The sequence below is a fragment of the Candidatus Pseudomonas adelgestsugas genome, from assembly GCF_004124255.1.
Taxonomy (GTDB): domain Bacteria; phylum Pseudomonadota; class Gammaproteobacteria; order Pseudomonadales; family Pseudomonadaceae; genus Aquipseudomonas; species Aquipseudomonas adelgestsugas.
In genome coordinates this window covers 1,002,973-1,027,058 of sequence record NZ_CP026512.1, presented here as the reverse complement: position 1 = coordinate 1,027,058, position 24,086 = coordinate 1,002,973, and the positions used below count along the sequence as shown (strand labels likewise).

The window sequence follows — 24,086 nt, the reverse complement described above, 5'->3', positions numbered from 1 at the left end:
AGCGGTTAGGCGTGCAATTCAGTATTTGTATTGGCTTGATATTTCATCATTACTGAGTTACAGATCATGGAGTTGCTTCTTCAATAATTTCATCAAAAGTTTAGCTGGAGTAGCATGCTGCTTATCAAATCTTCTAGTCGTGCACTCATGACTGGGCGCAGGCCAGCATCTTGGCTTCGTTTAAGTCTTGCCTGCTGCTACTCTTGCCTACTGCATACTAGTTTCAGGCCTATAAAGTATATGATAAAGATTGCCACTAGATTACATTTATTGGACTTACCACTGATTAGTTCAGTGGATATTTTACTTTATCCAATATCTAATAATGGAGTCATAGGCTTACTGCTCAAATTATCAATGCCATATAAAGTTTGTATAATTACCCTGGTCAGGGTTGTTAATTTTAACTTTAGATCCGTTCATCGTTAGGTTTAGAGTTTAAAGGTTGAAGTAGTGGATTTTAGTTTTGCGCCTAAACTACCGCGAACGCTTGTTTTACTTTCTAGGGGCAAGATTATTCTTCTGTATTTATATTATACGATTGTAGTGTTGTTTTTAAGCCAGTTATGTTGTGTTGATAGCATGATTTTATATCTAACCACTGGAGGCATTCAGTTATTCCGTAGCGACAGCCTACCATCGTAGGTATATAGGATATTTTCCTGCGTTTAATTATACTAACCTTGCGGTATAGAACGTTCGTAGTTTGGTGATCAAGAATGAGCCGTCATGCACACGTTAACTTAGTCGATGGTTATGATCGCACCACCAATTATCTTAGTTAATAATCAGTTAAACTCATCAATTACGTTATGACTGTTATCGAACAAAATAATATATTTTGCATATGGTTTAGCTTGGTAATATATTTGCTTGACAGTTATTGCAATTCTAAAGTTTAGATATTGTCAACGGTGTTAGCCCAAATAGCGCTCTTCGGTAGTTGTTACTAGAATGATTATGGAATCCAGTAACATGTCATTATACTACCAAACCAATGGAGATAACTAGAATTTTTTATATCGACGAAAACATCGATGTAGCTAGCAGGTTTGCTGTTAGGCCGATGATATTGGTGGATATAACTAACATAATAAATGCTTGCAGTATTTTCGCTGTGGTCTTTATCAGCTTTTATACACTAACAGCTCTAATGGAATATAATTACAGGCCTAGCAGTATGACCTAGCTAATAATCTAGCACATGTTTTTTGATTATGTTAAGTAACGTACAAGTAATGACCGAAGATTAATTGCAGATATATTTATTTTTATATATGGCAGCTCTTCAAGCCTATAATCTATAGGAAATTACGCATGTGAATTATTTCCAGTGTTTTACTGCAAGCTTCTTAAAGTAAGACCATGTCATTTAAATCACTCTATTAATGCAGTACTTGGATGCTTAATTATTATATACTTATGTTTGTATAATCCTTAAAGATAAGCATAATAAATGTACATTTTAGTAAAAACGCCGAATGATTTTATAGATGAGCATATGGGCGACTAATGCGTATATGACAATTGTTAATTTGAAGTAGCCAACTACATATTTATCGCCTGTTTGTGATATTATTTAAAGAATAAAACCAAACGAAAATAATTAGTAAACACAGACAAAACGATGTCGGATGCAAGAGCATCATGGTTGACTATTACTACATGCTAGTTAAATTAAGCCTGGACACTACTGTGCATGATACACCGTAGGATTGTTATAATAAATAGAATTAATTTACTGCTCTAGCTAAATTTAATACACTTTAGTTTGAAGAATGTGGCAAGTTTAGCATTGAGTTAATAGCTATAGTTTTTGACGTTCATTATGTATCACACAACATAGTGGCAATCACTGCTAGTTAGCCATAGATCAACAGGAAATCGTTATTGCATGGCTCATGCTTATTTCTTTGTACCATGTAGATATAGCGAATACAGTATTCTTGATGGACTTGTTCGTTAACCAGGCAGTTGCTTGCGATTTAGTAATAATCGAGTCGTTCTAGTTTTTGATTATATCCAAACCTGATTCTTATTTATCTAAATGTGATTTAGTTGTGATCTTTGTTTTTATTGGCACCTAATTAAGGTAGCAAAACATTATACTATATGTTATAGTATATAAATTTTATTACTGCTAGCATGCGCGTAGCGAGTCGCAATCTATTTATGGCTTATATTGAGATTAGTAGGTCTAGCAGAGCATTTACAACTTGATAATGTATTGATTTTTCATGCTAAGGCATACCGAAATGCATTCGGGTCTTTGACCGATACACTGTCGCTAGAAAGAATTTTAATGACACTCTGCTTACTCAGTAAGTCTTTAATACTTATCGAGTCACGAAACGAAAAGTGACCTTAAATACAACATGTAGATATTCATGTGTGAATAAGAACTAATGATGTATTAGTTGGATATTCAATTGATGGCGGTTTTGATACCCTTTAATGCTAAAGCCTAGATTAGGCAAGAGAAGGTGATGATACATGAGCTTAATGTTCTGATAAAAAGTAAGATTAATTCAGTTTAGCGGCGTTATGTAATTTTCAGGTTTTTGTTAGCGCTTATAGCGAAAATTTATATCCGGCACAGAAATGCTTCTGTCAATCACAACCTGGTTGTGGATATGCATTACATTGGTGAATAGATAAATTTGCCAAAAGTATCAAGTATCATCAGTAATGCCTGGTGGTGACTGATGTTGATCATCAACATCAGGAAGTTTGTTTGGGTAGGCTAGTTATATTAAGGTTGTTATTGTTTAACTTAATATCTAAGTTGATGTGTTTGGCTGGGTGGCCTATATCGGAAAAATTAAGGTGTATATGCGTAGCTGCTAGCATCACTAGGCGGATTCATAGCTTACTTGCGGAAGCGATTAGCATGGGAACGTTAAAGTTGTTAGAATAGAGATTCTATTGGTTGAGAGACGAACTAATACGGTTTTGTCGTAAGCGATCTAGGGTTTGGAAGTGTGGTACGTAGTAAAATAGTGTAACTAATGCAATCATATTTTATATGTATGAATGAATATCTATCGAATGTTTTTAGATTTAGGTAAAAGGTTTAAGGTTGTAAAAGTTTTTATGCGGACCGTAAAAACTTTACGATAAAGCAGGGTTTTTCAGTGAAATCAACTATTCACTGTGTAGCTTTTCTGCTGCATATAGCGTATTTTCCAGCAGGCAAACGCGAGTCATCGGTCCGACACCACCTGGCACTGGTGTAATCCAGCTTGCACGAGGTAAAGCAGTTTCGTATACTACATCACCTACCAGCCTGCCGCCTTCTAGGCGATTGATGCCTACGTCGATCACTATCGCCCCTTCCTTAATCCATTCACCTTTGACCAGGCCAGGTTTACCTGTGGCGATAATGACCAGATCAGCACGGCGAACATGATTGACTAAGTCCCTAGTGAAGCGGTGGGTGATAGTCACAGTACAGCCGGCTAACAGCAGCTCCATAGCCATCGGGCGACCAACGATGTTAGAAGCACCAATGACTACTGCATTGAGGCCATATAGATTGACGCTAGTGCTTTTTAGAAGCGTCATGATACCTTTTGGAGTGCACGGGCGTAGTAGCGGAATGCGCTGGGCTAGGCGGCCGACATTGTATGGATGGAAACCATCGACGTCCTTATCTGGGCGAATGTGTTCCAGTAACTTAGAGGCATCCAAGTACTCTGGTAGCGGTAGCTGGAGTAGGATGCCATCAATACTTGGGTCATCGTTAAGGCTATCGATCAGATTGGTTAGGGTTTGCTGGGTAGTCTCTGAAGGCAAATCGTAGGCTTTAGAAATGAAACCAACCTCTTTACAGTCTTTACGTTTGTGCGAAACATACACTTGAGAGGCTGGATCGCTACCGATCAGGATCATTGCAAGGCCAGGCGTACGCAGGTATTGTAGGCGGCGCTCAGTTACTCTTTTGGTTATCTGCTGGCGCAGGCTGGCGGCGATTGATTTGCCGTCGATAAGTTGTGCAGTCATTACGCGTGATTAACCATTAAGATGAGGCAATAAAAGTTGGTGTACTTTGACACGCTGTTACGTACTGGCAAAGTCAATTATCTGTAAATTGTTCTAACTAATTAAATAAAAATCAAGTTTTTTTTAAAAAAATTGACTAGTATCAAATATATCTATATTATAATAGCCACAATTACAGATTACGTGCCTAGCATAATCTTAAAAGTATTGTTTTAGTAAAATTAGCAGCACTAAAAGTGCAGCTTAATAAGGCGCCCGTAGCTCAGTTGGATAGAGCGCCCGCCTTCTAAGCGGATGGTAGCAGGTTCGAGTCCTGCCGGGTGCGCCACAATGTAGTGTTAATATGTAACCAATATACGGTGGGCGTAGCTCAGCTGGTAGAGCACGGGATTGTGACTCCCGTTGTCGAGGGTTCGATCCCCTTCGTCCACCCCAGTTTTAGAAAAAACACTAAATTAATTGTCTAGTGCTCTTAATTTTAAGAGCTCAAAGCGCGGGTGTGGTGAAATTGGTAGACACACTGGATTTAGGTTCCAGCGCCGTGAGGCGTAAGAGTTCGAGTCTCTTCATCCGCACCAATACAAATTGTCGTCAAGCCTTTAAGTCAAGTAAAAATCCACAAATGAGATGCCAGAATTCTTTATTAATACAATATAAATCAATGGCGTAGCTCAACAGGTAGGTCACTATAGTAGTGACCTACCTGTTGAGGGTTTAAAAAAATTATATAATAGCAATATTAAAATTAGGTTTAGGTAGCGATACGCACTTGTTTGGATGCTATGCGACTTTTGTCTATAGCAATGATTGCGCATAGGCATATTGATTAAAATGTGGTTGGTGCAGATGCCTGATTGATAATCAGGCTCAGACTGAGTTTCTTTGAAAAAATTCACGCAGTTTTCAAGCCTAAACAGCGATAACATTTTACAACATTTTACATTAACATAAAAAGTCATTATAGCTCAATATTAGTATAAAGTGCTTTTCGATAATACAAGTTGATTAAAAATAATTTTTCTTTGCTAAGCATCAGTATGCACACTGTAGCAGTGTGGTAGCGTAATCTCTTAATTCAGTTAGTTTTTTTTGAAGACATCACTAATATTGGCGCTTGAGCATTGATATGTCTGGCTTTTATCTGTAGAAAATACTATTGATTTTTGCTTATATAAAAATATTTGTTTTGAATTAACTGATTGCGCTGCTATAGAAAAACTGGCCAGTCAAATATTGATGAACGCTGATAAAGTTCTTAGCGAAATATTCGCAGTTGTTTCTACTAAAAGCATCTAGCTAGTGTTTGATTTAAACTGCATGACTCCTAGCTTTAACGATGACCAGGCTAGCGCAAAATCTACTTAAGAATACTCTCTAACCCATAATTTTCTCTGCTGACCACCAGAATTTGCACCTATCTGATAAAGCCACCAAGTCAATTATGACAGATACCGAAAGTTTTCTTATCGAATGCGTAAGAATTATGAAGCGTAGGCCACATTAGCCAATTAATAATCTTATTAGCAACCTTAAACTTGATAGGCTAACATAGCAATGCTAGTTGAAGTACCTAGAATATTTTTATTCAAAGGCAGATTGTTTATCTGTTCAATTTAGTTTATCAGTTCAGTAGCAATATTAATTTTGACTAACTTCCAGTATAGCATAGCTGTTCAAAAAGTAAGCCTAAGTGCTGCATAATAGTTGGTTTAGTTATAACTGCAGTAATCAAGCAATTTAACCTTAAGTCTAATGAAAATAACGTTTGCGAAAAGATCCAGAACATAGCTTCAGTTTACTAAAAGCTTGCGCAGATTAAGGCTTGGTACTATAGGAATAACCAGCACCACTGAAATTACTTCGTTAAGTTATGCTAGAAAAACAACTCATGGATACTGTTCTGTAGAGAGTTAAGGTAACCGACAAAGTTGCTTCTTATAAAAAAGCAGTTTAATTAGTGTAAATAATATCAGCAATCGATAGATTGCTCAACTTGTTCTAAATACAGCAATAAGCCAGTATTGTCCTGTTCTTATGTAATTTCAAGATATGACTATTCAGGGGTAACTGTAAAGCATGTTCCGTAATTTCTATATTCAGCAGAACTCTGATATACAGGCTACCAGCAGCTTGGTTCCGATGGTTGTCGAGCAATCTGCTCGTGGCGAACGCGCCTATGACATATACTCGCGTCTGCTTAAGGAGCGAGTGATATTTTTGGTTGGTCCTGTAGAGGACTACATGGCTAACTTGATTTGTGCTCAGCTACTGTTTCTTGAAGCAGAAAACCCGGATAAAGACATTCACCTTTACATCAACTCCCCGGGCGGTTCTGTGACGGCAGGGATGTCTATTTACGATACTATGCAGTTTATAAAACCAAACGTGTCGACTACGTGTATCGGTCAGGCTTGTAGTATGGGAGCATTCCTGCTAACTGCTGGCTCCGAAGGCAAACGCTTCTGCTTGCCAAACTCTCGCGTAATGATTCACCAGCCGTTAGGTGGTTTTCATGGTCAAGCGTCAGACATTGAAATTCACGCTAAGGAAATTCTATTTATTCGTGAGCGTTTAAACACGCTGATGGCTAAACATAGCAAACATACCCTAGAAGAAATTGAGCACGACACTAATCGCGATAATTTTATGAGCGCTGAAGCCGCCCGTAAATATGGGCTGATCGACGAAGTAATCGATAAGCGCCCTTTTGAAATATAAACTGCTTTAAAAACCTACTTAGCGTATACGAACCGCTGCGGGGCTTGAAAAAGCCAGCACAAGTCTTCATCTTGTGTTGCACGCCTATCGGATTTGGATTGAACGAATGACTGACACCTGCAACAGTGAAGACAATGGCAAGTTACTCTATTGCTCCTTTTGCGGCAAAAGCCAACATGAAGTACGAAAATTGATTGCCGGTCCATCAGTGTTTATCTGTGACGAGTGCGTCAGTTTGTGCAATGATATCATCCGTGAAGAGGTACAAGAAACCCAAGCTGAAAACGATTTACACAAGTTGCTTTCTCCTAAAGAAATTAGCGGCATTCTTGATCAATACGTAATTGGTCAAGAACGCGCAAAAAAGGTTTTAGCAGTAGCTGTGTATAACCACTATAAACGTTTAAACCAACATGATAAAAAAGGTGATGAAGTTGAGCTTGGTAAGAGCAATATCTTGTTGATAGGTCCTACAGGTTCAGGCAAAACCTTACTTGTAGAGACACTCGCTCGTCTGCTAAACGTTCCATTTACTATTGCCGACGCTACCACTCTTACTGAAGCTGGTTACGTAGGTGAAGATGTCGAGAATATCATTCAGAAATTGTTGCAAAGGTGTGATTATGATGTAGAGAAGGCCCAGATGGGCATTATATATATCGACGAAATAGATAAGATTTCACGTAAGTCTGAGAATCCTTCTATTACTCGTGACGTTTCTGGTGAGGGGGTGCAACAAGCTTTGCTAAAGCTAATTGAAGGCACGATTGCTTCTGTACCCCCACAGGGTGGCCGCAAACATCCACAGCAAGAATTTCTTCAGGTTGATACTCGCAACATATTGTTCATCTGTGGTGGTGCCTTCTCTGGTCTGGAAAAAGTTATTCAAAATCGCTCTGCGCATGGTGGAATAGGATTTAGTGCAGAAGTGCGTAGTAAAAAAGAAGTTAAAAATATTGGCGAGTCACTACGTCAAGTCGAACCTGATGATCTTGTTAAGTTTGGTCTAATCCCTGAATTTATTGGACGTTTACCAGTCCTAGCGACATTAGATGAACTAGATGAGTCTGCTCTAATTCAGATTCTCACTGAGCCGAAAAACGCCTTGACCAAGCAATACGCCAGGCTATTTGAGATGGAAGGTGTAGACCTGGAGTTCCGTACTGATGCGCTCAAGTCTATAGCCAAGTGGGCACTGAAGCGTAAAACCGGTGCACGTGGTCTACGCTCAATTCTTGAAGGCGTATTGCTTGACACTATGTACGAAATCCCCTCGCAGTCTGAGGTCAGTAAAGTAGTAATCGATGAAAGCCTTATTGAAGGCAAGTCCAAACCACTGTATATCTATGAAAACAGTCAATCGAATGCTAAGGCTGCACCAGACGCGTAAGCGCTGAGCTGTTACAGTGACAGGCAATAAGTTTTATGAGTGATGGCTTGCCTTTATAGGCTCGCTTCATAATAGTAATTTTTTTGCTTTATGGATAAATTTATATTGATTTATGCGTTTAACTAGTGCCATTAAGTTTGTTTTTGTTGCACGTAACCATCAGCCTTATTTAAGGCTCACTTTTCAATTATCATAAAGGCAAAATCATGAAGACAATCATCGAATTGCCTCTCCTGCCTTTGCGTGATGTAGTTGTCTATCCGCACATGGTCATTCCTCTATTTGTTGGTCGAGAGAAGTCTATCGAAGCCCTCGAGACCGCAATGTCTGGCGATAAGCGGATTCTGCTATTGGCTCAAAAAAATCCTACTGATGATGATCCAGGTAAAGATGGCCTGTATCGTGTTGGTACCATTGCTACCGTATTGCAACTGCTTAAGTTGCCAGATGGCACCGTCAAAGTGCTGGTAGAAGGCGAGCAGCGCGGCGCAGTTGAGCGTTTTGTAGAATTAGACGGATACCTGCGTGCTGAGGTAGCGCTAATTGACGAGGTTTCGGCTCCGAAGCGTGAATCCGAAGTGTTTGTGCGCAGCCTGCTCTCACAGTTTGAGCAGTACGTGCAGCTGGGTAAGAAGGTCCCGGCTGAAGTCTTATCTTCTTTAAATAGCATCGATGAGCCAAGCCGTCTAGCCGATATTATGGCTGCGCACATGGCGCTGAAGATCGAGCAAAAGCAAGACATTCTTAAAATTATCGACTTGTCAGATCGTGTTGAGCATGTGCTAGCACTTCTAGGTGGCGAAATTGATCTGCTGCAGATTGAGAGGCGTATCCGTGGCCGTGTAAAAAAACAAATGGAGCGCAGCCAACGCGAGTATTACTTAAATGAACAGATGAAGGCTATTCAGAAAGAACTCGGCGATAGCGAAGATGGCCACAACGAAATTGAAGAGCTAAAAAAGCGTATTGATGCAGCTAGTCTGCCCAAAGACGCCTTTACTAAAGCTATAGCTGAGCTCAATAAACTGAAACAAATGTCACCAATGTCGGCCGAAGCCACTGTGGTTCGTTCTTACATAGACTGGTTAGTACAAGTGCCCTGGAAAGCAAAAACTAAAGTACGCCTGGATCTAACCCGCGCTGAAAATATTCTTAATGCTGATCACTATGGTTTAGAAGAAGTTAAAGAACGTATCCTTGAATACCTCGCAGTTCAAAAGCGTGTAAAGAAAATTCGTGGCCCAATATTGTGCTTAGTTGGTCCTCCTGGTGTAGGTAAAACCTCGTTAGCAGAATCAATTGCTAATGCCACTAATCGTAAATTTGTGCGCATGGCCCTAGGTGGCGTGCGCGACGAAGCAGAAATTCGCGGTCATCGCCGTACTTACATTGGCTCGATGCCAGGAAAATTAATTCAAAAGATGACAAAAGTAGGTGTACGTAACCCGCTATTTTTACTCGATGAAATCGATAAGCTAGGTAGTGATATGCGTGGCGATCCGTCATCGGCTTTGTTAGAGGTGCTCGACCCTGAACAAAACCATATCTTCAATGACCACTACCTAGAAGTCGACTATGACTTGTCTGACGTAATGTTTCTGTGCACCTCTAACTCCTTGAACATTCCGCTAGCTCTGCTAGATAGGATGGAGGTTATTCGTCTGCCTGGTTACACCGAAGACGAGAAAATCAATATTACAGTTAAATATCTCGCACCAAAGCAGATTTCGGCCAATGGCCTCAAAAAAGGTGAGATTGAGTTTGAGGTTGATGCGATCCGCGATATAGTTCGTTACTATACTCGCGAAGCTGGTGTGAGAGGCCTTGAATATCAGATTGCAAAGATTTGCCGTAAGGCAGTTAAAGAGCATACGTTAGAAAAACGCTTCTTTGTGAAGGTAATTGCTGATTCTCTAGAACATTTCCTCAGCGTGAAAAAGTTCCGTTACGGTTTGGCTGAGGAGCTGGATCAGGTAGGGCAAGTAACTGGTTTAGCATGGACTAAAGTAGGCGGCGAATTATTGACTATCGAAGCGGCAGTAATTCCAGGTAAGGGTCAATTAATAAAGACTGGTTCACTGGGTGATGTGATGGTCGAATCTATTACAGCTGCACAGACTGTAGTCCGTAGTCGCGCGAAGAGCTTGGGTATTCCACTAGACTTCCACGAAAAGTATGATACCCACATCCACATGCCGGAAGGAGCGACTCCTAAGGATGGTCCTAGCGCTGGTGTAGGTATGTGCACGGCATTGGTGTCGGTATTGACTTGTATTCCCGTGCGAGCTGATGTTGCCATGACTGGAGAAATTACTCTGCGTGGCCAAATATTGGCAATTGGTGGTCTAAAAGAGAAACTACTTGCTGCACATCGTGGTGGTATTAAGACTGTAATAATTTCTGAGGAAAATGTTCGTGACTTGAAAGAAATTCCTGACAATATCAAGCAAGATTTGCAGATTAAACCAGTTAAATGGATTGATGAAGTTTTACAGATTGCGTTGCAATACGCACCACAGCCATTATCGGATGTAGCCCAAGAGCTTGTATCAAAGGATGAGCAACGCGAGTCTGACTCCCAGGAAAGAATTAGCACGCATTAACTTGATTGATGCAATTTTGGTTGCCTTGACAGCTTTTTAAAGCTCTTGTTATAAAACAGCTTTTCAAGTGGATTTAGGACTATCCAACACCAGTTTTTTGTTTTCACTAAAAACTGAGAATTATATTCAATATATTAAAAAAAATAAGTGGGGGCATTAAAGTGAATAAGTCGGAACTGATCGATGCTATCGCCATATCTGCTGATATCTCAAAAGCTGCTGCTAGCCGTGCATTAAACGCAGTAATTGAATCCGTTACTGGTGCTTTAAAGGCTGGCGACTCCGTAATACTGGTAGGCTTCGGTACTTTTTCTGTGACTGATCGCAGAGCCCGCACTGGTCGTAATCCGCAGACTGGCAAAGCACTACAAATCGCTGCCGCTAAAAAACCAGCTTTTAAGGCTGGCAAAGCCCTAAAAGAAGCTGTCAACTAAGCTTCGCTTAAAAAGCTTAACCACGAGTCAAATATAGGTCTAGCCTGGCCGCAAAACAGCAGCTAACCTAGGTACCCATTAGATCAGTCCACTCAATTTTTACTTCTATAGTCATAAAAAATACGCATCTGATAAATGCGCTTTTTACTTAGATTTGATCTAAGTTTCACGATTGCCTAATGCTTGAAGATAAAACGCTTCTAGGGTACGTATGTTGCAAAATATTAGGGATAATTCACAAGGCTGGCTTACCAAAACTGCTATCTGCATAATAATAGTATTGCTGGTATTGACTAGTATCGAGGCTATTTTTCATGTTTCTACTGAGAATAGTCAAAGCGTGGTAGAGGTTAATGGTGAAGCAATCACTAAAACTGAACTGAGCCGGGCCATCGACATACAACGCTACCAGCTGATGCAGCAGATTGGTAAGGATTTTAAAGATTCCTTATTGGATGAAACATTGTTGCGCGAAGTGGTCTTAAAGATGTTGATTGATCGCAAGCTATTACTGCAAGGTGCTGCTGATTTAAAGTTAAGCTTCTCTGAAGCTATGCTAGATAAGATGATATTAGAGACTCCAGAATTTCAAGTAGACAATAAATTCAGTGCTAAACGCTTTGATTTAGTAATCCGTCAACTGGGTTATAGCCGCATGCAATTCCGTCAGATGCAGGCTGAGGAAATGCTAATCAGTCAACTTCGCAGAGGTATAATAAATAGCAGTTTTGTCACTGATGTCGAGGTGTTAGCTTTTGCTCGTCTGGAAAAGCAGACGCGTAGCTTTAATACCATGAGTATTAAGGCTGATCCTACTACTATAAAGCTAACTGATGATGAGGTTAAAGTTTACTATAACCAATATGCTAAAGAGTTTATGACTCAAGATGAAGTAATCATTGATTATATAGAGCTAAATAAGCCTTCTTTTTTTAACCAGGTCACCGTAAGTAACTATGAGCTGCAGGTCGCTTATCAAAAAGAAATAGCTAAATTCGCTGAACAGCGTCACGCTGCCCATATTTTGATTGAAGTTAACGAAAAGACTACCAATGCGCAAGCTAAGGCGAAGATTGAAGAAATTCAGACACGCTTAAATCATGGTGATAAGTTTGAAGATATAGCCAATGATCCTGGTGTAGCTAAAAATAGCGGCGACCTTGGTTTGATCAGCCCAGGTGTTTACGATTCTAACTTTGAGACTGCATTGTATGCTTTGAATAAAGATCAGATATCACCTCCAGTACGTACTACTGTTGGTTGGCACCTAATAAAGTTATTGGGTATTAAATTACATGAAGCACCAACGTTTGCTAGTTTGAAAGATAAGCTGACTAGCGAGCTTAAGAGCAAGAAGGTTGAGCAACGTTATGTTGAAGCGATCAAGCAATTAGAAGATGGAGCATTCAAAACTTTCGACTTAGACCAGTTAGCGTCTGACTTGAGACTAACTGTGCACACTTTCGGACCTTTTAGCCGTAAAGGCGGGGAAGGTCTTGCAGCAAACCGTAATGTGATCAATGCTGCATTTAGCCGGGAAGTGTTGTATGAAAATGCAAATAGTACTGCTATTGCGCTAAACTCGGAAACAACTATTGTGCTGCGTGCTAAAGAGCATCTTCAACCCAAGCAGCTGCCACTAGACAGCGCAGCACCGATAATCCGTGCTAGGATGATCAAGGAGCGCGCCAATGCGGCTGCTAAAATTAATGCTGATAAGTTGATTGCTAGTCTTCGCAATGGTAAGATATTAATAAATCAGCCGATTGATAGCCAAGTCTGGACGATGACTAAATCAGTTAGTCGTAACGCAGAAGAGCTCGATCCAAATCTGCTACAAGCCATATTTCGCATGCCAAAGCCAATTGCTACAAACAAACCAACCTTGGCAACTGTAGAGATGGTAGATGGTAGCCTGCTGATTGTACGCTTGCACAGCGTAAACGAAGTGGCTGCGATAACAGCTGAAGAAAAGTTAAAATACCGCCGCCTTCTTGCTTCGCGTAGCGGCCATCAAGATTTTGCTGTGTATTGTAAGCAGTTAGAGGCTAAAGCTAACATTAAAAAATTTTAATGCATGGGTTAATACAAACCCATCCTTTTTTTAAAAACCTTGTAGGTTTTTTTGTTTTCTAGGCAGCTTCTTGATTAGATTGATTTACCCAAAAAACTTGAGTATGCTGTAATTTAACTATATAGCTGTTTTATTAGTGGTTAATTCTTACAGTTTACTTAGTTTATTGATCGACAATATTTCACGTTAATTTGCGCTGAGCTGCTTCAGTAGCCAAGCAGCTTAAGATTGGTTTTTATTGGTTTTAGTCGATTGCGAGAGTTAGTTTATTAGACTATTAGTTTATCAGGCATATGCCTGATAGTATCAGATTGCTTTTTGATATTAAAATTATAAGTTGACTTTTAGTGATCAGGGTAAGGATCACCAAAGCAAGTTTCGTGTATACGTAGGTTTTAAACATGTACAACTAGATTTATAACATACAGATAGAAGTTTAATCCACTAGATGGCGGTTTTGCAAATGTAGTCTGCCCAGCCTCATGGCTATACTGCTATTAGCTTTGTACAGAGTAGCCAGCCAAGTAAACACCAAAGCAAAATACGTACAACCATAAAGTAGTACGTGTTAACTTATACTACAGTAATGCTGTGAACTAAGGCACAGCAGTTATTTGTCATCAATAGTAAACTGATACAGTTATCAGCCACCCACAGTTAATAGTTAACGATATATGTTTAATGGATTAAAGATCCATACTGTAAATTTACTACAGATTCTTGTAATTTTAATAGAAATGCACTTTCGATTTTAATTACATATTAAAGCTTAGCGCTAAATTATCCCAAGGCTACTTACTTTAATCATATGATAAAAATATCTACGCCATGATATTTTTATCATATGATTGCACTGCAGGCTAAGCATGCAGATTGTTTCTCTATAAACCGCTTACAATACTAGCAAATGAGCTATATATTAATACTTTATCAAGAAGATAATTTGAGGTAGTAATACCTACTGTTAAAGAAAATATCACTGATCTCATCGCAATCCACGCCACCCATTGGGTTTTGCTTGTTTTACTATTTGGATACTAGTTGAAACGTTTAGGTTAAGATAAAATCAAAGGCTAGTAGGCAGTTGCCTGTTAAACGCAAGTTACGTATTGTGAATGCAGGTCACAGGCTGACTACAGCATATATAGTTTAAAAACATGTAAAACTAAACACCATCTTTAGCAAAGTCTGTTGCTTTGTGTTTAGGTGGATAACTGCAAACATGATTGTTATTTATTCTAAACCAGATCCGTTGCCGCTATTAAATGAATGCGGAGGCTTGCTAGCTAACTACTCTAACTCGTGTTTACGTAATTTCAATAATAGCTTGTTAGATGCTAGTGTAATGATGTGGATTAAGCAAAGCTCCTATTTTTTGGTTGAGACGCAGCTGATTGGCGTGGTGCTAAAAGAGTTTCAATTTATCACCTAGCACACTGTGCTGTGTGCTGCAGTGCATCGCTTATAGCTTGATTGCTGCAAACTATACTTGCATTAGTTATTGGACGCCTAGCTTAACAATTGCTACAGTCAAACAGCGATGATCGAATTCATTAAAAAGCATTTATACGTATTATACGGGTTGACTAAATAAATGCATAGTTATGTGTGTCCAACATTCAGATATCTTATCAAAGTGTAATTTGTAACAATTATGTTGGATCCGTATAGCGCTTCAAAACACATTAATATGTGCACCATTTTATTTACATTGGATATGTTTGTATGATAGTTATGTCGTAAACTCAGTCTAGAGCTTAGCCAGCGTAATGGTTTGCCTGGGCTAAGAGGCGCATATAGCGTGGGATAAACAGGCATAACACGGCTTCAATGTGTTACAATTAAATATTCAGCTGGCTTATGCCAGTAGCATTATTAGCCGTAATCATGCATATGTTATTACTGATAAAGCTATGTTTAAGCAGCATTAATGCTCTAAAACTAATAACTTATGAGTACGCTAATAACAGTACTGGCTATGTGTATTGACTACGCTAACTAGTTTATTCTTTTCGCTATTTAGCATCAGCTAGGTATTGATATGTTTTTAACAGCATGAAGATAGCCTTTATATTGATAAAACCCTTAGCTTTACGCCTTTGTGTAGGTAAACTACTAGTTTTAGATGTGGGCACTTTAAGTTTTGTTAATAAGTAAAGATTATTACCTATTTTGATATCTAGCAAATTCCTACAATTGGTAGGCTTAACTTCGTTAATAGTCAGAGTGATGTGTATATTTGGCAGTTAATATTGCACTTAAATGGCACTCTTTAGTCAAGGCTAGATAAGCAGCGACTATAGCAGTAAACATAACCATTGTATATAACTGCGCGCATTAGTAGTTTATGCATAGCACAGCAGAAAACAGTTTGCATGTATGATGTATAGCTAAGCATTGCCTTAAGTAATAAATGTATGAGTACATGCTAGTGCAACTAAATTTTGCACCAATGAAGAAGCGTAGAAGTATAAAGTTGTGATTAATTCAGCATATGAAGCTAGCGGAAAGATCTGTATAGAGATTCTCTACGACTATTGTTATGTTTATAGTTTCAAATAGGTTGCATGAAGCGTAGCTTTGAAGTTAATCAATCAGTACAACTCAAGGAACCTAAATGAATAAAGCATCGAACATTAGTTCTATAGCTTTTCATTTGCTTGTTGCTTACTTGTAGATTGTTAAGTGCGCAAGCATGTAAAGTACGGGCTCTGAAGGCTACTTGTTAACTATTATTTACTATCCATACTAATTATTCGCTGCTGCTAGCTAAAGCGTGAGCTATGTTGATAAAATAAATAGTATAGTGTACATCACTAAGCTTCATTAAAATGACGATCTTGCTATCAAGTATCTATGCTAGTGACACAGAATTTAACTGTGTTTGCTGTTGCAGGATAATTGCGAAGCAGTTGATAGCGATTACTAGTTCTGTTGCTAGGTTTCCTAGTTACCTAAGAAATTGTTGCTTATATAGTTATCTATCCTTGATCTCGTAGTGTGATGAGTGTGCAAAATTAGTATTAGCTTTGCGGTGTACTAAAGACGGTGCTTAAGCTTATAGGCTACTATGTACTATATAAACATTATTTTACTTTGATCAATTTTATTGATTACTTGCTATTTTTTAGCGCCTGTATCTAGTTTATTATCTATTTGCCTATATGGTATGATACTTTATCAAATTATTGAATAGCGTTAGCCTAACTTAGTTATACTAATAGTCTAAGAATCTTGTATACATAAAATGTACAGCCTGCATCTAGAACGCCAATCAATAGCTTCAAAAGTATTAATTGGAAAGTCTTGCAAGAACAAGCTGTGCTTGTATCAAGCCGGCACCTTCAGCAGTCAAAAGCAGGTGCCGTCAGATTAAGTCAGTTAAGTTTCAATACTGTTATTGATGTAATTTTAAATTAGCTTCCATATTTTGATATTATCAGTCTTTGGATTAATTTAATTCTAGCCAGATAGGCGCATGGTCAGATGGTTTTTCTAGACCACGCAACTCATAATCTACACCGGCTTCCTTGAGCCTTGGCACTAAGCCAGTGGAGGCTAAAATCACATCAATGCGCAGTCCACGTTTAGGTTCATCCTCAAACCCACGACTGCGGTAGTCAAACCAGCTGAAGCAATTGTTTACGTCGGGAGTTAAGTGGCGGAAGCTATCCACTAAACCCCAATTTTTTAGGCGAACCATCCACTCGCGTTCTTCCGGTAGGAAGCTGCACTTACCATTTTTTAGCCAACGCTTAGCGTTGCCAATTCCGATACCGATGTCAGAATCTTCCGGGGATATATTCACGTCGCCCATTACTATTAATGCCTGGTTATTGCTAAAATTGCTTTCTAGGAGTTGCTGTAAATCTGCATAGAAGCGTTGTTTAGCTGGAAATTTGATTGGGTGTTTACGGCTCTCTCCTTGGGGGAAATAGCCATTCATAATAATGATGGAGTTATCATTCTCATCAGTGATTATGCCCCATATAAAGCGTCGTTGGGTATTTTCCTTATCACTGGCAAACCCCTTGTGTACGTTCAAAAATTCTTTACGTGAAAGTATGGCTACGCCGTAGTGGCATTTTTGCCCATAGTAGTACACTTGATAGCCAAGATCCTGCACTTCAGCTAGCGGGAACTGGTCATCGTGAACTTTAGTTTCTTGCAAGCCGATCACATCAGGCTGGTGCTTTTCGATCAAAGCCTCTAACTGATGACGCCGAGCACGTAAACCGTTAATATTGAAGGAAACAATTTTCATATTTAGTAATCTAGTCTAGATAAAATGTTAATACTAGCTAACAAGTCAGCCGGTAGCTATTTGTAGCAGTATAGCTTATGCACTACTATTTTTTTCTGGGAACGACGAGCATTGTATAGCTCTTTATCAATAAGAGCGCTGTCCTTTAAGTAACGTCTAGTGAGACCAGACTATAATGCATGTCTGACACTTTTACTGCTTTCCAGAAATCTGTCTAATCAACAATAGTTATTTTAGTGACGCCAGTTCTTTATTGTATCAAGGCTTATCGGCATGGACAGGCTTTACCTAGAATATCATTATGCTACACTGTGGTATGCTTACCTAAAAAGTCTATACATTTTTATCGCTGTTGGGCATGTACCCGCAATTATAGGGCAAGCACTACTGTGAGCAGTTGCTAAAAGCGTGCAATTAGTACGTCAAAGACCAATATTCTTTATATTTAGTACTGAGCTAAGAGTATAACGTTACCTGGATTTCTATAAACGTTAGAGCTATAAAGAAATAAGTGAGGTTGCTATAGGATTGATTTTGAAAATATATATTTTTTATATAAAACTATAATTATCACTTACTACAATAAATTAGGATAAAATTATTTAAACAATGTAGATTTCAGGAGTCTACTAATCTAGTAATATATGTACTAAGCATCTCAAATTAAATATTTAAAGCTAACAGCCGCAGGCTGTCATTTTAGCTGGCTAATTATGATGAAAAATTATTGCTATAGTTAGTCTTAGCACCAACAAATAGGTCTGTAAGATATCTAGAGCCTTGGACTTTTATCAATCGTGGATTGTTAGTAATATCTAGGGTGACAAAAAATTATGTTTAACACTGACTATCAACCTAGGTGAGTAATCTAACATATTTGTGAAATATGACCGGTTTAAAAAACTGCTCAAATCATTAAAATTAAAGCCTTGAGGTTTGAGTAATGTTTAAAAAAGTAACCTAAAATCTAGCATTATGCTAACGCACGGTAACTATGAACATATTAAGCGTTTAATTCATATAAAAGTTTTATGCTATATTGTTTTCAATAGGTATTTAATTAGCAAGAAACTCTTGGCCGACCGTATGCTCCAGAATATATGTGTGACATTAGTTTATAATTTGCAACGGAACTAGAGCTGTAATACGTGGCTGGACCGTAGTTTTTTCGTAATGGAGCTTATTGGTCCTGTGGATAGCGCTTGGAATTTAGGTAGCTGCTGGGTTAGATGCTAGGTTGATGTTGAAAATCTACATGGCTACTTAGGTAGCCAGAGTATGGTGTTTGCTTATTTGCTTTTTCAGCAAGGAAGACGGTCTAGCTGAGTTCAATGCGCTACAGTTTGACTGGTCATTAGGTGAACAATAATTTATATTGAGCAATAAGCTGAGCAGTCGTTCTCTCAATCCATGCTTGGTATTTAAAGTACTAGTTGTAATTTAGTTAAGCGACGTTCGCATCGGTTACTCATATTACTCAATGGTAGTGAAGAGGTTAATGGTCAGCAATTAGCGGTGCACCTTTGTTAATTGCGCTAAGCCTGCTTAATACCTTTAAGCTTGATGCGGATAGTAGCAGGCTATCAGCTACATCAAGCTCAGCGACTATCTATATTTGCTAAATAAAGAGCTTATTCATGCAGTTATATTATTACCTGTTAATGGGTTAAAAGTCATTACGGAGCTGCCAGACAAGGTAATGAGCTAAACCCTCAACTGCCACAAGCAACATGAACGATAATGACCAACGCTAAGCAGCGTCAGTATTAAATGCAGAAAAAGACTTGATGGATTGATGCTAGTAAGACAAGGCCAATACTACGGGTGAATAGATTCCCATCCGGGAGCTGAATGCCGGTGATAGCAAAGCCTGACGTTCAGCATTAAAATGGATTGCAATCAAGACTGCACCACTGACGCTCAGATTAATTAACTATGTTTCACTTAGGTCTCGTTATATATTCAATAGGCGTAACTTCTCACAAAGATGACAATTACTTGAGAAATCTTAAGGTTGGCTTTGATTAGCTAGGTTGGTCAATTCAGTATTATTGTAACACTGAGCAGAGATCTCAAACAATTTGTTCTACTCGAGCAAGGTTAATTGTGTTAGACATAATATTGAGTTTGTAAGTACTGAACTGAATAAACTGGACGACGGATTCGCCTACCTCACTTGCTGGCCTGCTACATACTAAAAGCGAGCCAAAATAAACATTTCAGCAGGAATGCAGGCTTCGATCTAAAGGATAATTAATGTGTCTAAACTAAGCGGTTCTGGTAGCTAACAGCCAAAGTTGCAGGCAAAAAGTAGGTTGGCTAGATGATACTACTAACCAGAATATTTGTAATAATAGTTACTTGTAGTAACATTTAGCCTAACAGATTGACATTAAGCTGGTGCGATAACCTGGTCATAACTGCAGTTATTTGGCCAACCAATAGGCTTACCTATAATATTAGACTTTGCCAATAATTAATTGCGAAATCTTAGTCTGGATGCTATATTATGAGAAAGCCTAGCCAGTAAAAAAATCAGCTTTCAAGTATAGCGATATTCGATTTGGTAATACTCAAAGTAGTATACCAGCCACCGTTAGTGTTTAAGGCGATCTCAAAACCAGAAGGTCTAACTGGATCCAGGCAGGTCTATATTTAAGATAAATATACAAGCCAGTAGTTAGAATTGATTAGTTTTATACTTAAGCAACAATCAAACTTCTAGCTAAATTGGCATGGTGACTCTTGTTGAGTGCTGCTAGATGTCTAGCAGTGTTGCTCATACTGCTACAATCAGCGCTGTATATTCAAGAAATTTTCTTGCCATAGTATTTTACTTGGCATCGCAAGCTTAACTTTGCTTTATAACTTGACCTAGCCTTGCTAGCTATCCAAAACAAACGTAGTTTCTATAAGTGCCAGCGATAGTATTCTATTGAAGTTTAAAACGACCATCAACCACTAGTGCATTAGCATTAAGCATAACTTTGTAGTTTGACATCATAATCATAGATCAACTCCTTGCTAAAGGATAAGTTGATTATCAACACTCTTAGCCTAACCAAATCCTATTCGTTGCTAGCCGGTTTATGTTGATAGAAAAAACTTCAACAGTCATGGCCATAAAATCCGATTTGGCTTGTAGCACTCATGGATTGCTAACAATGCGAGTCTAGATCAACTGTGAAGTTGATAAGCTTAAGTTTTATCTCAGCGTTTAAGGTTTAAGCTTATAGGTGCTGATTTTCGGTAAAAGCGTTCACTTTAACGGCAGCTAGCGTAGCGACACAGATAAGCAATGCGATCTCAAGGATGATAAGTTAGCGATTGTCAGCTAAAAACACATTGCTATACGGCACATAATCACTGCATGCAAACTGCTGCTGTCAATAGTTAAAAGATTGAATGATACAGTGATCGCCGTCAACTAGATTGAGCATAACAAACTGCCGATAGCGATGGTTATGGATATCGACGTGGAGGTTAAATTAAGGCTATCTTAACTTTGTTAGTTTTGGTTTACCTGCTACGATCAAAGCTACACGCACTATCATCGATAACCTCAGAACAGTTACAGCTGGTATTCGTCTGAGTAGCAGCGGTGCAAAGAGTAACCAGCTATACAGATTGTCTGTGAGTTAACGACGTTATAAAAAATACGCTATCGCACTTAGTGCAATGTTATTGCTACAACAATACTAATGAAAATAATAATATGCCTACTGAAGCATTGCTTGTCTAAAACATAATAGATAGTACCATAGATGATTTCGGATCTCGCCAATAAGCCATGAGCACCTAACGCTCCCTACTCTATATAACTATGGTAACGATAAAAAGCTTTTATGGTAGTAATCAATTAATATGACTAAAAGCTTAGCTTACTCTACGGCGCTGGAGTGTTTGAGCCATACTAATACCATTATATTGTGTTGTATCTGTTTAGCAAAAAAAGATTTACCTGGAAGTTGCGATTGGCATAGCTAGCTAATAAATTTATTTATACCTTATTCATACGTTATGGAATCACCAAGTAAACTTTTAAATTTTATTTAAAGGTTGCTGATTAGTTAGTAATAAGCTGATTTTCAGCGACCGACTTACATATGATATCTGGCATTAAGCGCTGCCTTGACTAGCTTGTCTGGCTGAGCCAGGTTACTCAAGAATTGCATAATCAGCATTACAGCAATAGCAATTAGCTGAGCTATGCCGAAATCTGTTGCTAAACATAGGTTCTATGACCATCAAACAATATGACTGGACCTGCTGACGTGTAAGCGTTCCAAGCAAGGTTGGAAGTCATCTGTATTTGATGGTCATAGAAGGTGGCTAGCGCTTGGCTGACATGCTGGTGCATATCTGCGTCCATCCGATGAATGATCTAGCTAGTTACGTTTAATTTAATAACGTTAATTCTTAGAGTGGTAATTATGTGACACTAACAAGCTTTATACTGGTAATATCGGTGGCATAATGCTATTGAGAATAGTTTGAACCTTATGTGGGCAAGTGCGTGCTGCCGCAGTCTGCTAGCTAGCTATCGTGTTTGACCATCGCCGATAAAATAATCAAGACTAATAGCAATCTAGATTAAGTGCATATCGTGCATGACCATGCTAATGACAATATTATATGTACTAGCCAGATACTAAATTTTGGTGATCGTCAACTAAGTGCACCTTGTATAGATATTTAGTAGTAATACAGATAGCCTTAAAAGGCTGGAATTTAGCTCTCAGTTGTAATTAATTGATACGAAACAAAAAAATTGCAAAGTACCCAGATTAAACTAGCATGCACCGGTTGCTAGCTGTTTAGCTAAACGCATCGTACAATGTAGTAAAAAATAGCACGGCTATGGCGATTGGCTTGATTTATTTGATGCGTGTCAGCTCCTCCAATGATATTGATTGGTTTAATTCATATCTGTTCTCGTACAACTGCTAATACGTAATTAGCAGCGGCACTGCTTTTCATGCTAACCCTGAGCGACAGTAGCTATAGCTTGATGTAATCACTAACAATTTAGATCTATGTATACCGCCACAAACTAGCATTATGCACACATTGAGTGAGAACATAATGATTTACTAGCTTATCTATATGTTAAGCAAGGCAAAGCATAAAGCCCAATGGTGCAGTTGGATGAAGTTTGCGATAGCTAGGCATGTTATAAATACCTGATATAGATTACTTTAAGTTACTGAAATGAATGTTCATAGGATTGACCATGAGTACATGATTAGAAATATTGTCTATTTACTGGAAGGTCAGGAGAGGAAGCTCCTGCCATTAAAAATTTGTTCATTAAATATGATAGCTGGTTTGCCTGAGCAGCGGTCTCACAAAATTAAATGACGATAGTGTAAAACTGTGCTCATCCACTTGCAACGCCCAACCATGCTGATCCCAACTGCCCAACACAATACGCCAGGCTACCTGGTCTCCAATCTGTAACTCATGGATCGCCGGGCGGTGCGTATGGCCATGAACCATGGTGCGCACGCCAAAATGCTGCATAACGAGCGGCACTTCTTCAGGTGTCACATCAACAATGTTATTAGCTTTTGTTTTTGCGCGGCTTGCATTGCGCAGCTTGCTTGCGAGCTTATGTCTAGCACACAAAGGTAGGTGACGTAGGATATAGAGCGTAATAGGGTTACGTAATATACATCGCATCTTCATATAGGCGATGTCGCGAGTGCAGAGGCTATCGCCGTGCATTAACAGTACAGGCTCACCATAAAATTGCACAACAGTTGGGTCCTGAAGCAAAGTGGCGCCTGCTGCTTTACAGAATGTTTTACCGATTAAAAAATCACGATTGCCGTGCATTATAAAAACTAGGGCACCGCTGTTGCTTAACTTACGCAGCACCGCACAAATCAAATGTTGGAAAGTTGTCATTCCGTCATCGTTAATCCAAACTTCAAATAAGTCTCCTAGAATATACAATACCTTGATTCTATGGGCACGGCTATAGAGTAAATCTAGAAACGCCAGGGTAATATCCGGGCGTTCTTCTGCTAAATGTAAATCTGAAATCAGTAATATCACCAAACAATCTCGGCTTTCTCAATGGTAATGTTCTCTGCCGGATAGCTATGGTAACCGACTTTGTTGATAATCTGCATACATGTAATCTTGTAAACGATGATATTGGCCTAATAGTGACAATATTAAGTGTCGATTAAAAATGTTGCTGTCTATTTAGTTCTAAACGCTTTAGTGGCTGGTCTTTTGTTTCTTTTAATCCTGATTCTAAACATCTATCTTAAACCAGGATAGTTACTAGTCACACGATGAAAATACTATTTTAATAGTGGTTGATTTAAATGTATTTGATGAAATTAGCGACAGTGATTAGAGCTTGGTGAGCGCTTAGCTTAATTATGATTTGATTAAAGCCGCTTTAAGTTTACTTAAATAAGTAGCAAAAGTGTGTAGTTTTACATTTTTAGTAAGAATTTTGAGGTAATTTTTTTACAGCTACAATATATTAAGTGCAGTAGTTTTTAGCGGCTTTCTGTCGGTTGCTTGACAGCTTTAGCTGTCAAGCTCTTTATGATTAACTTGGACATTGCTAAGCACTTCGTCT

Annotated in this window: 8 protein-coding genes and 3 tRNA genes; 8 read left to right on the top strand and 3 right to left on the bottom strand. The window is 38.7% G+C overall.

Annotated elements, in window-relative coordinates; all coding sequences use genetic code 11:
* Positions 1-3,144: 3,144 nt before the first annotated feature.
* Positions 3,145-4,002 carry a bifunctional methylenetetrahydrofolate dehydrogenase/methenyltetrahydrofolate cyclohydrolase FolD gene (gene folD / locus C3B55_RS02740; protein ID WP_129211257.1) on the bottom strand — a complete coding sequence of 286 codons (858 nt, stop codon included), beginning with the start codon at positions 4,000-4,002 and terminating at the stop codon, positions 3,145-3,147.
* Positions 4,003-4,253: 251 nt separating this feature from the next.
* Here folD and C3B55_RS02735 point away from each other — a divergent pair.
* The 8 genes from C3B55_RS02735 (at position 4,254) to C3B55_RS02700 (ending at position 13,221) form a co-directional block, all read left to right on the top strand.
* Positions 4,254-4,330 (top strand) — tRNA-Arg (locus C3B55_RS02735).
* A 31-nt stretch (positions 4,331-4,361) separates the two neighbouring features.
* Positions 4,362-4,437: transfer RNA gene (locus C3B55_RS02730), tRNA-His, on the top strand.
* A 58-nt stretch (positions 4,438-4,495) separates the two neighbouring features.
* Positions 4,496-4,580: transfer RNA gene (locus C3B55_RS02725), tRNA-Leu, on the top strand.
* Positions 4,581-6,078: 1,498 nt separating this feature from the next.
* Entirely contained in the window at positions 6,079-6,720 is a 642-nt protein-coding gene (gene clpP / locus C3B55_RS02720; RefSeq protein WP_129211255.1) for an ATP-dependent Clp endopeptidase proteolytic subunit ClpP, read from the top strand.
* A gap of 106 nt (positions 6,721-6,826) precedes the next feature.
* Complete coding sequence (gene clpX / locus C3B55_RS02715; protein ID WP_129211253.1) at positions 6,827-8,110, top strand: ATP-dependent Clp protease ATP-binding subunit ClpX; 1,284 nt, start codon at positions 6,827-6,829, stop codon at positions 8,108-8,110.
* Between the two features lie 206 nt (positions 8,111-8,316).
* Positions 8,317-10,713, top strand: coding sequence for an endopeptidase La (lon, locus tag C3B55_RS02710; protein WP_129211251.1), 2,397 nt, complete (start codon positions 8,317-8,319; stop codon positions 10,711-10,713).
* Positions 10,714-10,874: 161 nt separating this feature from the next.
* A complete protein-coding gene (locus C3B55_RS02705; RefSeq protein ID WP_129211249.1) occupies positions 10,875-11,147 on the top strand; it encodes an HU family DNA-binding protein in 273 nt (90 codons plus the stop codon).
* Positions 11,148-11,358: 211 nt separating this feature from the next.
* Positions 11,359-13,221 (top strand): SurA N-terminal domain-containing protein, encoded by a 1,863-nt coding sequence (locus C3B55_RS02700; protein ID WP_129211247.1) that lies wholly within the window; start codon positions 11,359-11,361, stop codon positions 13,219-13,221.
* Positions 13,222-16,672: 3,451 nt separating this feature from the next.
* On the opposite strand, the gene xthA is transcribed toward C3B55_RS02700, so the two are convergent.
* The gene (gene xthA, locus C3B55_RS02695; protein WP_129211245.1) at positions 16,673-17,485 is read right to left on the bottom strand and encodes an exodeoxyribonuclease III; all 813 of its coding nucleotides are present in this window, start codon (positions 17,483-17,485) and stop codon (positions 16,673-16,675) included.
* A 5,310-nt stretch (positions 17,486-22,795) separates the two neighbouring features.
* Positions 22,796-23,545, bottom strand: coding sequence for a UDP-2,3-diacylglucosamine diphosphatase (lpxH, locus tag C3B55_RS02690; RefSeq protein WP_129211243.1), 750 nt, complete (start codon positions 23,543-23,545; stop codon positions 22,796-22,798).
* Positions 23,546-24,086 lie beyond the last annotated feature (541 nt).